This window comes from Streptomyces sp. NPDC086835 (assembly GCF_044745705.1).
Classification (GTDB): domain Bacteria; phylum Actinomycetota; class Actinomycetes; order Streptomycetales; family Streptomycetaceae; genus Streptomyces.
On sequence record NZ_JBIVAU010000003.1, the window covers coordinates 26,130 to 40,541 of the forward strand.

Annotated in this window: 12 protein-coding genes; 5 read left to right on the top strand and 7 right to left on the bottom strand. The window is 72.7% G+C overall.

Annotated elements, in window-relative coordinates:
• Window positions 1-39: 39 nt before the first annotated feature.
• Complete coding sequence (locus ACIPJI_RS11740) at window positions 40-567, bottom strand: GNAT family N-acetyltransferase (protein ID WP_402245846.1); 528 nt, start codon at window positions 565-567, stop codon at window positions 40-42.
• 211 nt (window positions 568-778) lie between these two features.
• Between ACIPJI_RS11740 and ACIPJI_RS11745 the strand changes: the two genes are divergently transcribed.
• Both ACIPJI_RS11745 and ACIPJI_RS11750 read left to right on the top strand, forming a co-directional pair.
• Window positions 779-1,924 carry a cellulose binding domain-containing protein gene (locus ACIPJI_RS11745; RefSeq protein ID WP_402245848.1) on the top strand — a complete coding sequence of 382 codons (1,146 nt, stop codon included), beginning with the start codon at window positions 779-781 and terminating at the stop codon, window positions 1,922-1,924.
• A 208-nt stretch (window positions 1,925-2,132) separates the two neighbouring features.
• The gene (locus ACIPJI_RS11750) at window positions 2,133-3,029 is read left to right on the top strand and encodes a hypothetical protein (protein ID WP_402245850.1); all 897 of its coding nucleotides are present in this window, start codon (window positions 2,133-2,135) and stop codon (window positions 3,027-3,029) included.
• A 373-nt stretch (window positions 3,030-3,402) separates the two neighbouring features.
• Here the strand turns inward: ACIPJI_RS11750 and ACIPJI_RS11755 are convergent, their stop codons facing one another.
• The 4 genes from ACIPJI_RS11755 to ACIPJI_RS11770 all read right to left on the bottom strand — a co-directional run bounded on the left by ACIPJI_RS11755 (window position 3,403) and on the right by ACIPJI_RS11770 (window position 7,982).
• Window positions 3,403-3,819 carry a DUF2795 domain-containing protein gene (locus ACIPJI_RS11755; protein WP_356622736.1) on the bottom strand — a complete coding sequence of 139 codons (417 nt, stop codon included), beginning with the start codon at window positions 3,817-3,819 and terminating at the stop codon, window positions 3,403-3,405.
• Between the two features lie 89 nt (window positions 3,820-3,908).
• Window positions 3,909-5,045 carry an acetate/propionate family kinase gene (locus ACIPJI_RS11760; RefSeq protein WP_402245852.1) on the bottom strand — a complete coding sequence of 379 codons (1,137 nt, stop codon included), beginning with the start codon at window positions 5,043-5,045 and terminating at the stop codon, window positions 3,909-3,911.
• Window positions 5,042-7,369, bottom strand: a complete 2,328-nt coding sequence (locus tag ACIPJI_RS11765) for a phosphoketolase family protein (RefSeq protein WP_402245853.1) — start codon at window positions 7,367-7,369, stop codon at window positions 5,042-5,044. The genes ACIPJI_RS11760 and ACIPJI_RS11765 overlap by 4 nt, the downstream gene beginning before the upstream one ends.
• A 4-nt stretch (window positions 7,370-7,373) precedes the next feature.
• On the bottom strand, window positions 7,374-7,982 hold the full coding sequence (locus ACIPJI_RS11770) for a flavodoxin family protein (protein ID WP_356622733.1): 609 nt from the start codon (window positions 7,980-7,982) through the stop codon (window positions 7,374-7,376).
• 149 nt (window positions 7,983-8,131) lie between these two features.
• Here ACIPJI_RS11770 and ACIPJI_RS11775 point away from each other — a divergent pair, with 149 nt between their 5' ends.
• Window positions 8,132-9,973 carry a thiamine pyrophosphate-requiring protein gene (locus ACIPJI_RS11775; protein ID WP_402245855.1) on the top strand — a complete coding sequence of 614 codons (1,842 nt, stop codon included), beginning with the start codon at window positions 8,132-8,134 and terminating at the stop codon, window positions 9,971-9,973.
• An 82-nt stretch (window positions 9,974-10,055) separates the two neighbouring features.
• A complete protein-coding gene (locus ACIPJI_RS11780; RefSeq protein ID WP_402245857.1) occupies window positions 10,056-11,168 on the top strand; it encodes a glutamate--cysteine ligase in 1,113 nt (370 codons plus the stop codon).
• Here the strand turns inward: ACIPJI_RS11780 and ACIPJI_RS11785 are convergent.
• Window positions 11,155-11,919: a 2OG-Fe dioxygenase family protein gene (locus ACIPJI_RS11785; RefSeq protein ID WP_356622731.1), complete on the bottom strand. Its 765-nt coding sequence runs from the start codon at window positions 11,917-11,919 to the stop codon at window positions 11,155-11,157. The two genes, ACIPJI_RS11780 and ACIPJI_RS11785, sit on opposite strands and share 14 nt — an antisense overlap.
• Before the next feature lie 230 nt (window positions 11,920-12,149).
• On the opposite strand from ACIPJI_RS11785, the gene ACIPJI_RS11790 reads away from it, so the two are divergent.
• Complete coding sequence (locus tag ACIPJI_RS11790; protein WP_307704876.1) at window positions 12,150-12,317, top strand: hypothetical protein; 168 nt, start codon at window positions 12,150-12,152, stop codon at window positions 12,315-12,317.
• A 286-nt stretch (window positions 12,318-12,603) separates the two neighbouring features.
• Here the strand turns inward: ACIPJI_RS11790 and ACIPJI_RS11795 are convergent, their stop codons facing one another.
• Complete coding sequence (locus tag ACIPJI_RS11795) at window positions 12,604-14,241, bottom strand: hypothetical protein (RefSeq protein WP_402245858.1); 1,638 nt, start codon at window positions 14,239-14,241, stop codon at window positions 12,604-12,606.
• Window positions 14,242-14,412: the final 171 nt, after the last annotated feature.

The window sequence follows — 14,412 nt, forward strand, 5'->3', positions numbered from 1 at the left end:
CCCGCCGCGGCCGCCGACCGCATGACGGCGGGCCGCCGGCTAGCGCGCCGGCGCTGTCGGGAACGCGTACAGCACCTGCGCCTCGTCCCACTCGACGAAGCTGTCCACCAAGGTGGCACCCAACTCCTCGAGCAGTCGCCGCGACCGGCGGTTGGCCTCCTGGGTCAGCGCGACCACCCCGGGCGACCCGGGCGGGACGCCGTCCTGGGCCCAGGAGACGGCGGCGGTGACGGCCTCACGGGCGTAACCGCGGCCCCAGTGCTCGGGAAGGAGCTGGTACGACACCTCGGTCCTGCCGTCCCTGGACCCGGCGGTCACCGAGACGAGGCCGACGACAGTCTCGTCCGACTGCCGCACCACAGCGAAGACGCCGGGGGCGCCGACGCACCTGCGCTCGCGGATGCGTACGACGTTGCTGTCCACCGGTCCGCCGAGGTGGCGGCGGACCTCGGGGTCCGTCCACAGACGGGTGATCACCGCCACGTCCGCCCGTTCGACCGGGCGCAGGGCGAGTCGTGGGGTGGCGAGTGCGGCGGGCCAGGCGGCCGGGGCGGACAGGGAAGACATGAAGCCGATCATGGCACGGGCGCGGTGCGCCTGTGGCGGTCGCGGAAAGTGGCGGCGGACGGTGGGGCCGACCGGGGGCCGCCACCGGGTCAAGGCTTGAACGCAAAGAACCAATTGCAACGGCGTGTCTTGTCAGGGGTTCGAAACACTCCTACAGTCCAGCGCGATGGGAGCGCTCCCACGGTATGCCCGCACCTGCTGAAGGGACACCATGCGACACCGTTTACGCGCCTTCGCCACCGCGCTTCTGCTCACGGTCGGGGCCCCGGCCACGCTGCTGTCGGCGGCGCCCGCCGCCCAGGCGGACATCCGGACCGCGCCCCAGGCCGACGTCGAGATCTGCGAGCAGTACGGCAGCACCACGATCCAGGACCGCTACGTCGTTCAGAACAACCGCTGGGGGACCAGCGCCACCCAGTGCGTCGATGTCACCGGCACGGGCTTCACCCTGACCCGCGCCGACGGCTCCGTGCCCACCAACGGGGCACCGAAGTCCTACCCGTCGATCTTCAACGGGTGCCACTACACCAACTGCTCGCCCGGCACCCGGCTGCCCAAGCAGATCGCGACCATCGGGTCCGCACCCACCAGCATTTCCTACGGCTATGTCGACAACGCGGTCTACAACGCCTCGTTCGACATCTGGCTCGACCCCCAGCCCAAGACCGACGGGGTCAACCGCACCGAGATCATGATCTGGTTCAACCGTGTGGGTCCGATCCAGCCGATCGGCTCGCGGAACGGGTCCGCGACGGTCGGCGGCCGCACCTGGGAGGTGTGGACCGGCAACAACGGCGGCAACGACGTCATCTCCTTCGTCGCTCCCACCGCGATCCCCAGCTGGTCCTTCGACGTCATGGACTTCGTCGACCAGACCGTCAGCCGCGGCATGGCCGCGCCGAACTGGTACATGACGAGCATCCAGGCGGGCTTCGAGCCCTGGCAGGGCGGCGCCGGCCTGTCGGTGAACTCCTTCTCCTCCGTGATCAGCGACAACGACGGCGGCAGCGGCGAGGAGCCTCCCGGCGAACCGGCCGGCAGCTGCCAGGTCGGCTACGCCGCCGACGTGTGGCCGGGCGGATTCACCGCGGAGGTGACAATCAAGAACGCCGGAACCGCTCCCGTCGACGGCTGGAACCTGGGCTTCGCCCTGCCTGCCGGCCAGAGCGTCACCAGCGCCTGGAACGCCTCGCTCACCTCGTCGGGCGGCACGGTGACCGCGCGTGACGTCGGCTTCAACAGCCGTATCCAGGCGGGCGGCACGCAATCGTTCGGCTTCCAGGGGACGTACACCGGCACCTTCGCGGAACCGGACCGGTTCACGCTGAACGGGGCCGCCTGCACCGTCACGCCCTGACGGACGCGGACTGCCGTTCACACGGGACGGCACGGCGTGGGCGCGGCTCGGACGGCCGGGTGAAACCGGCCGCACCGGTCCCCCGCACGAGGGGGCGGGGGACCGGTGCTCCGCGGCCCGCAGGGGGCCGACTGGCACGGCGGGGACCGAGTGGGATCCTGGGAAACGGCATGGTGTTCGGCGGGGTGGGGACCGTTGAAGGAGCACGGTGGACCTGGAAAGCACCCTCGACGAGCTCTACGCGCTGCGTCCTCACGAATTCACGGCGGTCCGCAACCAGCGAGCTGCCGAGGCCCGTCGGGCCGGGGACCGTGAACTGGCCGAACGGATCCGGGCTCTGCGCAGGCCGACCGTGTCGGCCTGGGCCGGAAACATGCTCGTACGCAGGGAGCCGGACAAGGTCCGGCCGCTGATCAGCCTCGGCGAGGGTCTGCGCGAGGCCCACAGAAACCTCGACGGCGAGCAGTTGCGCGAGCTCGGCAGACAGCAGCACCTCCTGGTCGGGGCGCTGGCCCGAGAGGCGCGGCAGCTGGCGGCGGAGGAGGGACAGTCCGTCGGCGAGGCCGCGTTCCACGAGATCGAAGCCACGCTGCACGCGGTGCTGGCCGATCCGGAGGCCGCACGGCAGTGGGCGGCCGGGCATCTCGACCGACCGCTGAATGCGCCGGTCGGCTTCACCGGGCTGGAGGCGGGCGCGGGGGCGACGGTGCGGCCGGCCCGGCCGGCGCGTCGCGAGCCGGAACCGCCGCCGAAATCACCGCCGGAGCCGGAGGAGGACGCCGGGGCCCGCCGCCGCCGCGAGAAGCTGGACCGCGCCCGGCAGGACGCGGAGGAGGCCGAACGGCAGGCCCGCGAACGCGAGCAGGCCCACAAGGAGGCCTCGGCGGCGCTCGAGCGGTCACAGGCGGCGCTGGACGGGATCAGCGAGCGGGTGGCGGCGCTGGCCCAAGAGCTGGAAGAGGCCCGGGAGCGGCAGCGGCAGACCGAACGCGAACACCGGGACGCGCGTGAGGAAGCCGCCCGCGCGTCCCGGGCGGCCCGGGACGCGCGGCGCCGTGCGGACAAGGCGGCGACGGTGGTGGGGCGGTCGGGTGCGGGGGCGTGACGGTGGCATGGCCGCTGCGCGGGCCGTTCCCCTGTCCACCCCTTCCCGCTGTACCGATGTGCGGCTCCGCCGCGCGGGGGCTCCGCCCGGACCCGACACCGCGCTCCGCGCGGTGTTCCGGGGGCTCCTCCTCCTACGCCTGGCGGCGGGGCCCCGGGACCCCCACCTTCACCCCGCGCCTCGAACGCCGGCGAGGCTGATTTCGCGTAGCGAATCCAGCCCGACCGGCGCTTGAGGGCACCGCGCAGAGCGCGGTACGAGTCCGGGGCCTGCCCACGCGGCGGGAGCCGCAATTCGGCACAGCGGGAAGGGCGGGAGGGGACACGCCACGCGCAGCGGCCACGCACCCCCCGCCCCCGCCCCGGACGACGCGTCAGCCGCCCCCCGTCCTCCCCAGCGCCTTCACGATCTCGTCCGCGTTGCGGTACGTGCCGTCCTCCGGGAGGCCGCGGGCCCGGTCCACGACCGGGTCGGGGGCGTGGTGTTCCTCCAGGGCGCGCAGGACCGCGGCGCGGTCCGCCGGGAACGACGTGCGGTCCATGTGGCGGGCCAGTTCGAGCCGCAGGGACTCGGCCTCGGTCTCCGCGCGTGCCCGGTCGCGTTCCTCACCGGGCGGGGGGACGGGTCCTGACGTGCCGACCCGGACGTCGTCGTCCGCGGCGGGCTCGGGGTCGTTGGCCTCCTCGACGTGGGTGTGCTGCCCGGACCGGAGGTAGCCCTCCAGCTCGTGCTTCATCTCGTCGTCCTTGCGTGGGCTGACGGGATTGCTGCCTCGTTCGATGTGCCCCATGTCAGGAGCACCTCCTTCGTGCTTCCGTACGTCCGTGCAAGTCGCGCCGGACGGTTACCCGAAGAGGGCTGAATGACACGAAACGGGCGCTATTTTTGACCGGCGTGACGTGTGAGCAGCGTTCGGGTCTCCTGCGCGACCCGCTGCCCCTCGCCGGTCGGTACGACCAGCACCGGGACCGTCGCGCCGGCCGGGCTGACGACGGTGTCCTCGTGCACGTTCTCCGGCCGCAGGCCGCCCGTGACGCCGAGTACGCCCAGACCCGCGCAGACCGCCTCGCGCACCTCCGGCTGGTCGCAGCCGATCTCGCCGGTGAAGACGAGCGCGTCGAGCCGGTCCAGCGACGCCGCGCAGCCGGCAATGCCGCGCCGGACGCCCAGCGTGAAGACGTCGAGGGCCAGCGCGGCCCGCCGGTCGCCGTCGGCAGCCGACCGCAGGAGGTCGCGGGTGTCGCCGGAGGTGCCGGAAAGGCCCAGCAGGCCGGATCCCCGGTTCAGGGTCTCCGTGATCTCCTCGGGCGCCAATCCGGCCGATGTCTGGAGCCACAGCAGCAGTCCGGGGTCGACGCTGCCGCTGCGTCTGCTCATCACCATGCCTTCGAGCGGGGTGAAGCCCATAGTGGTGTCGACGCTGCGGCCTTCGCGCACCGCGCACGCCGAGCAGCCGCCGCCGAGGTGCGTGATCACTAGGTGGAGGTCGCGGGAAGGCCGGTCCAGCAGGGCCGCGGCACGGTCGAGGGCCCACGCGTACGAGAGGCCGTGGAAGCCGTACCTGTGCAGCCCGTGCCGGTCCGTCCACTCCCGGGGCAGGCCGTAGGTGCGGGCCGGCTCGGGCAGCCCGGCGTGGAACGCGGTGTCGAAGCACACCACGTGCGCGGCGTCCGGCAGCAGCCGCCGTGTCGCGTCGAGGGCGGTGAGAGCGGGCGGCACGTGCAGGGGCGCCAGTTCCGCGGCCCGGTCGAGCTCCGCCCGCACCGCGTCGTCGACGAGTGTGGGGCCGAGCAGCCGCGGCCCGCCGTGGACGAGGCGGTGGCCGGTCGCCGCCACCGGCGGGGCTTGACGCAGCAACTCCTCGATCACCTGCCGCGTCCCGCTTCCCGGGGCTTCCGTCTCGTGCCGGGCGGCCAGTTCCCGTCCTTCACCGTCGACCACGCTCAGGTGGAGGCTCGAGGACCCGGCGTCGACGACGAGCAGGTTCGAAGCGGTCGCGGTGCCGGTGTCCGTCATGGTTCCCACGTCCATTCGGTGATCTCGGCGGGGTCGACCCCCGTGCGCCGCAGTTCCTCGCGGATCCGGTCCCGCTGGAGCGCGTAGCGGGCGGCGAGATCACCCGCGGCCGCCGGACGGCCGCGCAGATGCCGCAGTGCCGCGATCGCCAGGTCGTGCCGTGAGACGCCGTTGCTCGCCAGCAGGTCGTACGGAGTGGTCGTGGTGCCCTCCTCGACGTAGCCGCGCACATGGAACCGGCCGGGGTGGGGGCGGCCGTGCAGCAACTGGTGCACGGCGGAGGGGTAACCGTGGAAGTCGACGACGACCGGGAGTTCCGTGCCGAAGAGGGCGTCGAAGTCGGCGTCGGTCATGCCGTGCGGATGCCGGTCCGACGGCGCGAGCGCGCACAGGTCGACGACGTTCACGACCCGGATGCGCGCCTGCGGGAGGTCGCGTCGCAGCAGTTGGGCCGCGGCGAGGGTCTCGACGGTGGGAATGCCGCCCGCGCACGCCAGGACGAGCTCGGGGTCCTCGCCGTCGTCCGTCGACGCCCACCGCCAGACCGATGCGCCCGCCTCGCAGTGCGCGCGGGCCTCGTCGAGGGTGAGCCACTGCGCCGCCGGCTGTTTGCCCGCGACGACCAGGTTGATCCGGCCGGTGTCGGCGAGCACCCGCTCCATGGTGACCAGCAGGGTGTTCGCGTCGGGCGGCAGATGGACACCGGTGACGGTGCTCTTCTTCGTGAGCAGGTTGTTGATGAACCCCGGCCCCTGGTGGCTGTAGCCGTTGTGCTCCTGCCGCCAGCCTTCGCTGGTGAGCAGGTAGTTGAGGCTGCTGACCGGTGCCCTCCAGGGCACCTCGCGGGACATCTTCAGCCACTTCGCGTACTGGTTGAGCATGCTGTCGACGACCGACGCGAACGCCTCGTACGTCGGGAACAGCCCGTGCCGCCCGGTCTGCAGATAACCCTGGAGCCAGCCCTGGCAGTTGTGCTCCGAGAGGATCTCCAGCACCCGGCCGTCGGGGGTGAGGTCCTCTGCGTACTCCTCGACGGGCCACACATATCCGCGGCCGGTCGCCTTCAGCACGGCGTCCAGCTTGTTGGAGGCCAGCTCGTCGGGCGACATGATGCGGAAGTCGCGGGCGGCGGCGGTCCTGCGCATGATCTCCGTCAGCCAGTCCGCCAGCACCTCGTTGGGGCTCGCCTTCGCCGAGCCGGGGCCGTCCGGGACGTCGACGGCGTACGGCTCGAGCGGCGGCAGGTCGAGAGGGCGCCGCAGCCGTCCCCCGTCAGCCGCCGCCTGCATACCGATGCGCCGATCGCCGGACGGGCAGGTGTCCAGCACCTCCGCGACCGGCCGGCCCTCCTCGTCGAACAGCTCCTGCGGGCCGTACGAGCGCAGCCATGCCTCCAGTGCGGCGAGCTGCTCCGGGTCGTCGTGGACACCGTCCAGCGGCACCTGGTGCGCGTGGAAGGTCCCCTCGATGCGCTTCCCTCCGACCTCGGCCGGCGCTCCCTGTCCCTTGAGGCTGCGCAGTACGATCATCGGCCACGCGGGACGCTCAAGGATCCGTCCCGTCCGTGCGCGGCCCTGGATGTCCCGGATGCCGGTGTGCGCGGCGCGCACCGCCGCGGCGACCGGTTCGCCGTCCGGGTCGTCCGTCACGTCGACGATGCGCGGGTCCCAGCCGTAGCCGCGGAACAGCGACGTCAGTTCGTCGTCGGACATGCTCGCGAACACGGTGGGCGAGGAGATCTTGTAGCCGTTGAGATGCAGCACCGGCAGTACGGCGCCGCAGGTCACCGGGTCGAGATACTTCGACGAATGCCAGGCGCCGGCAGTCGGGCCCGTCTCCGCCTCGCCGTCCCCGACGATGCACGCCACCAGCCGGTCGGGTGCGTCGAACGCGGCGCCGAACGCGGTGGACAGGGCGTAACCCAGCTCGCCGCCCTCGTGGAGGGTGCCGGGCACCGCGGGGGAGAGGTGGCTCGGGAAGCCGTCGGGAGCGCAGTAGCGCCGGGCCAGCTCGGTCAGCCCTGCCTCGGTCCTGGCCAGCGCCGGGTCGTAGTGCTCGTGCGTGCCCTCGAGCCAGAGACCGGCGTGGTTGGCGGGTGCGCCGTGTCCCGGCCCGGTGACGAGGAGGACGTCGGCGTCCCGCTCGCGGATCAGGGTGTTGAGCGCGGAGTACACCATGGTGATGCCGGGGCAGGAGCCCCAGTGCCCGAGGAGCCTGGGCTTCAGGTGCTCGGGCCGCAGCGGCTCACGCAGCAGCACATTGTCACGCAGGAAGATCAGCGCGGCGGATACGTAGTCCGCCGCCCGCCGGTAGGTCCGTGTCATGGTCTCACTCCGGCGGGGCGCCCAGCGGATTCGCCGCCAGGGCCTTCGCGGTGCCGAAGAGGTTGGCCGCCATCGCGCGGCCGGTCCTGTGCGACCAGTCGCGCCCCCGCTCGTCGTCGAGGTAGTCGGGGCCCGGCCCCGGCCCGAGGTGCCAGTAGGTCCACGCCTGGCCGGGAATGGTGTAGCCGATGTCGGCCAGCGCGCCGGAGATCTCGCTGATCACATGGTGCGCGCCGTCCTCGTTGCCGGTGACCACCACCCCGGCGACCTTGTTGTAGGCGACGGGGCGGCCGGCGTCGTCGGTCTCGGAGAGCATCGCGTCCATGCGCTCGAGCACACGCTGGGCGACGGAGGAGGGACGCCCGAGCCAGGTCGGCGACGCGACGACGAGGATGTCCGACTCCATCAGTTTCCCGTGCACCTGCGGCCACTGGTCGCCGGGGCCGACGGCCTCGCTCACCACCCCCGGACGGATGTCCATGTCCACCGCCCGGACGAACTCCACCTCGGCCCCGTCCTTCTCGAGTTGACCCGCGACGACGGTGGCCAGCGCATGGGTGTTGGAGGGATCGGGGGACGCCTTGAGCGTGCAGTTGATCACCAGTGCCTTCATGGGGACACCGGTACCCGGTCAGCGCACGGACACGCCGGGCGCCGCGCCGTTCGGGTGAGAGCGCGAGGTTTCCGCCGGCGCCCGCACGGTTACCCAGGAACAGGCCGGGACAGCGGCGCACACTGCACAGTGAGGAGCGGAACACCGACATGGCCAGTACGAAAGTGTCCGACCACATCCTCCAGCGGCTGCGCGAATGGGACGTCACCCACGTCTTCGCCTACGCGGGCGACGGCATCAACGGGCTCCTCGCCGCGTGGGGACGCGCGGACAACAAGCCGAAGTTCGTGCAGTCCCGCCACGAGGAGATGTCGGCGTTCCAGGCCGTCGGCTACGCCAAGTTCTCCGGGAAGGTCGGCGTCTGCGCCGCCACCTCGGGACCGGGCGCGATCCATCTGCTCAACGGGCTCTACGACGCGAAGCTCGACCACGTCCCGGTGGTGGCGCTCGTCGGGCAGACCAACCGCAGTGCCATGGGCGGGTCGTACCAGCAGGAGGTCGACCTGCAGAACCTCTTCAAGGACGTCGCGTCCGACTTCTGCGAGACCGCGATGGTCCCGGAGCAGTTGCCCAACCTCATCGACCGGGCGATGCGCACGGCCTACGCCCGGCGCACCGTGACAGCGGTCATCATCCCCGCCGATGTCCAGGAACTGGACTACAGCCCGCCGAAGCACGCCTTCAAGATGGTGCCCTCCAGCATGGGCATCGGGCGGTACGCGCCCGTGCCCGTCGACGAGGACGTCGAGCGGGCCGCCGAGATCCTCAACGCGGGCGAGAAGGTGGCCGTGCTCGTCGGCCAGGGGGCCCGCGGCGCCCGTGCCGAGGTCGAACGGCTGGCCGACGTCCTCGGCGCCGGCGTCGCCAAGGCGCTGCTCGGCAAGGACGTCCTCCCCGACGACCTGCCCTATGTCACCGGCTCGATCGGCCTGCTCGGCACCCGGCCCTCGTACGAGATGATGCAGGGCTGCGACACCCTGCTGATGATCGGATCCAGCTTCCCGTACACCCAGTTCATGCCCGAGCTCGACCAGGCCAGGGCCGTGCAGATCGACATCGACCCGCACATGATCGGGCTGCGTTACCCATTCGAGGTGAACCTCGTCGGTGACGCCCGCGAGACACTGCGGCGGCTGCTGCCACGACTGCACCGCAAGGAGAGCCGCGCCTGGCGCGACGGGATCGAACAGAGCGTCGACCGCTGGTGGGAGGTCATGCAGCGCAGGGCCGCCGTCGACGCCGACCCGGTCAACCCCGAGTACGTCGTCCACGCCCTGGACGGGCTGCTCCCCGACGACGCGATCGTCACCGCGGACTCCGGCTCCGCCGCGAACTGGTACGCCCGCCATCTGCGGCTCCGCGGCCGGATGCGCGGCTCGCTGTCCGGGACGCTCGCCACGATGGGTCCCGGCGTCCCGTACGCCATCGGTGCCAAGTTCGCCCACCCGGACCGTCCGGCGATCGCCCTGGTCGGCGACGGCGCGATGCAGATGAACGGGATGATGGAGATGGTCACCGCGGCGAAGTACTACCGCGAGTGGTCCGACCCGCGGCTGATCGTGGCCGTGCTGAACAACGGCGACCTCAACCAGGTCACCTGGGAGATGCGGGCCATGGCCGGTGCCCCGCAGTTCGAGGAGTCGCAGTCCATCCCGGACCTGCCCTACGCCGACATCGCGGAACGGATGGGGCTGGAGGGCGTACGCGTCGAGAAGCCCAAGCACGTCGAGTCCGCCTGGAAGCAGGCCCTCGCCGCCGACCGGCCCTTCGTCATCGACTTCCGTACCGACCCGGCCGTGCCGCCGATCCCGCCGCACGCCTCCCTCGACCAGATCGAGGCCGCCGCGTCCGCGATCCTGCGGGGTGACAGCGACCGCGGATCGATGATCCGGCAGGGCTTCAAGGCCAAGGTGCAGGAGTTCCTTCCCGGCACCCGGCACCGCGGGGACCGGCCCGGCGCGACGAAGGACAGCGCCGACGACGACAGGTGACGGCCCTTCACCGGTCGCCGGTACCTGCGACCTGGGTGTCCTCCTGTTCGCGCACCTGCCGTCACCGGAGGATTCTGGGGAGATGACCACCACCATCGGAGCGGAGGAGGAGTTCTTCCTCGTCCGGACCGACGACCGGTCCGTCGAACCGGCGGGCAGGCGTGTCGTGGCCCGCGCCCGCCGCACCGTCGGCGACCTGGTGTCCGGCGAGTTCCACGAGGGCCAGCTCGAGGTGCGCACCCCGCCGTGCGAGGACTCCGGTGAACTGCACCGGCACCTGGCGGCGGTACGGAAGGCTGCCGTCGAAGCCTGCCGCGCGGAGGGGCTCGGCCTGTGCGCCGCGGGCACGCCGGTCATCGGTGGCGCCGGAGCGCGGGTCCTGGGCGATCACCCCCGCTACCGCGCGGGGGTGCGCCAGTTCGGGACCATGCTCGACGACTTCACCGTCTGCTCCGTCCATGTGCATGTGCATGTGCCGGACCGGGAGGTGGCCGTGCTGACGGCCAACCATCTGCGTCCTTGGCTGCCGCTGCTGGTCGCCATGAGCGCCAACTCGCCCTTCTTCGAAGGCCGCGACAGCGGCTACGCGAGCTGGCGGACCGTCGTCCGCGGCCGCTTCCCCGCGCTCAGCGCCCCGCCGTACGTCGATTCGCTCGCCCACTACCGACGCCTGACCGCGGCCCTGGAGGAGTCGGAGGCGATGCTCGACGCGAACATCCCGTTCTGGGACGTGCGGCCCAATCCCCGTGTGCCGACGCTGGAGATCCGGGTCATGGACGTGCCGTCGGACGTGGCGGACACCGCCGCGCTCACCGCCCTCGTCAGAGCGCTGGTCGTGGACTGCGCCGAGCTGGTCCGGCGGGGCGACAAGGGGCCGCGCACCTGCGGCGAACTGCTGCGTGCCGCCTACTGGCGGGCCGCCCGCGACGGCTGGCCGGGCAGCGGCGTCGACGCGCTCACCGAACGCGTGCTGCCGTTCGCCGTCCAGGCGGCGCGGCTGGTCGACCGCGTACGGCCGCGGCTGGAGGAGTACGGAGACCTCGAGCGGGTCGCCGCCTTCCTGAGGCGGCTGGAAGAGCACGGGTGCGGCGCGCAGCGGCAGCGCGCCTCGTGGAGCCGCCGCTCACGACCGGCCGACGTCGTCGACGACCTCGTCGCCGCCACCGCGGGGACCGGCCCGGTCAGCCCGGCGTGAGGGTCGTCACCAGGACGTCGCGGTGGGCCGGGAGGGCGGTGTCGACCGGTCGGATGGGCGACACACCGTGCAGGGTGGCGCGGTCGTCGGAGACCAGCAGACTCGCCGGCTCACGCAGCGTGGCCGACAGGACCTCGTCGCCCTCGGGGCCGTAGACGGTGCTTTCGCCGCCGGTGGCGTTGTCGCGGCCGATCAGCAGCGAGGACACCAGAGTGACGCCGTCCCGGTGCCTGCCTTCCGGTGTCGGCTCCCCTCCGCCCTCCGCCGTGGCGACGACCCGGAAGGGATGGACCTTGACACTCCACCGCTCGGCCACGTCCAGCGCGCCCGCCACCCTGCCCAGCAGACCGAGGATCCGGCGCAGCACCGGATCGGCCACGAAGGCGCCGGTCAGCGGATCGAAATGGCGGTCCACCGACTCGTAGAGCGGATTGGTGTTGTCAGGCTGGACGAACACGCTGTGGGGCAGCAGCCGCAGTTCCCCGGTCACGGGCGAGAGGGAGAAGTGTCCGTAGCGCCGCAGTCTGCGGGTGCCGCGCCTGGCCGCGTACTCGTCCTCCGTCAGGTCCTGCCAGTGGCCCGCGAAGTGCGCCCAGGACGAGGCGTCCGCACCCAGGCACGTCAGGACGTCGGCCGGGGGCATGAGGTACGCGCCGGTGCCGGCCAGTGCGCTGCGGGCCGCCTCCTCGGCGGACCGCGCGGCGGCCGCGTTCTCGTTCGCGGGCTCGAGGAAACCGGTGTCGGTGTCCACTGTGTGCCACCGCCCTTTCTCCGGTGGGGTGAGATCTCGGGCTCAAGCCATCATCTGGCGGCCCCGCACGGGGCGCACGTCCGCACGGTGGGGGTGGCGGGACCGTGGGCACCGCGGCTCGTGATTGGCACCCGCCCGTCCGGGAACCCGGCGAGCTGTACGGCCCGGCGGATCCGGCGCCGGGTCCGGCACAGGCACGAGCATCCGGCTCCGACGGTGAGGAAGTGGCCATGAGCGAGCAGACACCCTCCCAGGCGGAGGGCGAACGACCGGAGGACGAGCTCCGCGCGAACTTCCCCCGCAGCACGCCGTCCCAGGCGGAGGGGGAACGGGAAGAGGAGCCCGAACCGCGGGCGGAGGACACGCCCGCCCAGGACCGGCGCGGTCCCAAGGACTGAGGGCAGAGGCCCGTACGGACCGACGGTCGAGATCCCGGCCGGGGCCCCTCCCAGGCGTGGGGCCCGGCCTTCGGCCTGACCTTGGCGCGGTCCCCGCCCTTCGGCCTGAGGCGGCGTGGCTCGGGCTTTCGGCCTGACCTCGGCGTGGCCGCCGAACTCCGGCCCGACCCCCGCGAGGCCAGGACCGCCGCGGCCCGTGCCGGCGGCTGTGGGACGCCGCGAGCCTTCCGCACGGTCGGCCGGGGCCGGCGTCGCGGAAGGCTGGCTTGGGGGAGAGGCGTGGGTGTCAGCTGTTGGGCGTCGCACCCGTGGCCGGCTGCCGGCGTAGCAGTACGGACCCGGCGAGGAAGGCGCATGCCCCGGCGCAGAGGACCGCGACCGCTCTGGCCCAGCCGAACGAATCGCCCAGGCTGCTCTGCAGCAGATTCATGGTCCCGACGCCCGCGAGCGCGTGCAGTGCGGCGACACCGACCGCCAGGCCGGCGGCGGCCGCCCAGACCAGCGCGGTGTCACGCACGGCGAGCCAGACGGCGACGATCAGGCAGAGCACCGTGACGGCGATCGAGAGGGTCTCGGCGTAGCCGCCGGAGCGCAGGCCCGCCACGTCGGTGGGCAGATGGATGAGGCCGCACGCGAAGAGAACGGCGGCGGCGGGCCAGCGAAGTCCCGAACGCATGGCCGGCGAGACGGTGTGGCCGTCGGGGCCGGCGGCCAGGGCGCCGTTCAGGGCCGCCATGGGCCACGGTGTCTTCTTCGACGGCTGTGTGTGGGCGGCGGGGGTGTGCGGCGCGGCGGGGGCTTCTTGTCGGGCGGCGTCCTGCCCGGCAGGCGGGGAGGGGTCGTCGTCCGCGGCGGCCTCGTTCGCGGCCGATCGCCATTCGCTGGCGTCGGTGCCGATCATGTTCACCAGCTGCACGACGTCCTCGATGGGCCGGCCGACGGCGGCGGCGCGCAGCGTGGTGTCCGCCTCGTGCAGGGGATGCGGGTACTCGTTGAGCAGGGCAACCAGCTGCCTGACCTCCTCGAGGGGGCGGGAGACCGCCGCCGCACGCAGGGCCAGGTCACCGGGGCTGTCGACCTCTCCGGTCCGCTTCAGCCGGCTCACCAGGGCGGCGACCTCGGCCACCGGACGCTCGGTGGCTGCCGTCCACAGCAGTGTGTGGATGGGCTGCTCGCTGTCGTTGGGCGCCTGCTCCTCCGCGGGATCGGCGGCACAGGACCGGGCGGCGTCGCCGGCAGGCTGGTCGCCCCCGGCCCCGGGCGCCGGGGCCGCGGTGGGGCTCTGGACCGGCGTCTCCTTGCGGAGCGGGCTCGGGTCCTCGATCGCGTCGCGTACGGGCGTCGGCACGTCGGCGACGTCCTTGGCGGCGGCATCCTCGGTGAGCGGGTCCTTGACGGCCGCCGTTGCCGGCCTCCAGGCGTAGACGGTGCTGCGCACGGGGCCGGGCTTGTCGACCGGCGCGGCTATCAGCTCCCGCCGCTCGTCCGGGGCGCCGGCTGGGGCGGGGTGGTCGGCCGTGTCCGGCCACGGCGTCGGGGCCGCCGCGCCGGCCTGCGGTGCCCGCGGCTTTCCGGCCGGGGTGCGCACGGGGACCGGTTCCTGTGCCGGCCTCGGCCTCTCCGGCCCACCGACACCCGTGACCGTGCTCGTACCCGTGCCCGTGACCGGTCCCGTCCCGTGGAGGGGGGACGGCTCCTCGGGGAGCAGCGGCGCCCCGGGCTCAGGATGGACGGGGTCGAGGGGGCCGGGCGGAACCGCGGCAGCGGGGAAGACCGGCGGGTGGGAAGGCATCGGCGGCAACGGCGGGACCGTGCGGGCCGGGAACGCCGGGGCGGCGTATCCGGCGCCCAGGGTGCCGTCGGGGGGCCGCGGGCGGTCGTCCTGGTAGTCGGACGGGGAATGGGTGTTGGGGTCGGTGCTCATGGCGCGGGCTCCGTTCGCGGAACATCCGGGTAGGCGTACACCGTGTCGTTCGTCGTGCGCCGCCTGAGCGCGCACACTTTGTTACATCTAACGGGCATAACGTGACATTGCGCCATCCGGGAACCCCGCCAGTGGGCCACCAGGCGGAATCCGCCCGTGGAACCAGGCCGT

What these genes read in the sequence shown, in the direction of transcription:
- ACIPJI_RS11740 (WP_402245846.1), bottom strand. Translation starts at nt 567, where the DNA reads ATGTCTTCCCTGTCCGCCCCGGCCGCCTGGCCCGCCGCACTCGCCACC.
- ACIPJI_RS11745 (WP_402245848.1), top strand. Translation starts at nt 779, where the DNA reads ATGCGACACCGTTTACGCGCCTTCGCCACCGCGCTTCTGCTCACGGTC.
- ACIPJI_RS11755 (WP_356622736.1), bottom strand. Translation starts at nt 3,819, where the DNA reads ATGGGGCACATCGAACGAGGCAGCAATCCCGTCAGCCCACGCAAGGAC.
- ACIPJI_RS11760 (WP_402245852.1), bottom strand. Translation starts at nt 5,045, where the DNA reads ATGACGGACACCGGCACCGCGACCGCTTCGAACCTGCTCGTCGTCGAC.
- ACIPJI_RS11765 (WP_402245853.1), bottom strand. Translation starts at nt 7,369, where the DNA reads ATGACACGGACCTACCGGCGGGCGGCGGACTACGTATCCGCCGCGCTG.
- ACIPJI_RS11770 (WP_356622733.1), bottom strand. Translation starts at nt 7,982, where the DNA reads ATGAAGGCACTGGTGATCAACTGCACGCTCAAGGCGTCCCCCGATCCC.
- ACIPJI_RS11775 (WP_402245855.1), top strand. Translation starts at nt 8,132, where the DNA reads ATGGCCAGTACGAAAGTGTCCGACCACATCCTCCAGCGGCTGCGCGAA.
- ACIPJI_RS11780 (WP_402245857.1), top strand. Translation starts at nt 10,056, where the DNA reads ATGACCACCACCATCGGAGCGGAGGAGGAGTTCTTCCTCGTCCGGACC.
- ACIPJI_RS11790 (WP_307704876.1), top strand. Translation starts at nt 12,150, where the DNA reads ATGAGCGAGCAGACACCCTCCCAGGCGGAGGGCGAACGACCGGAGGAC.
- ACIPJI_RS11795 (WP_402245858.1), bottom strand. Translation starts at nt 14,241, where the DNA reads ATGAGCACCGACCCCAACACCCATTCCCCGTCCGACTACCAGGACGAC.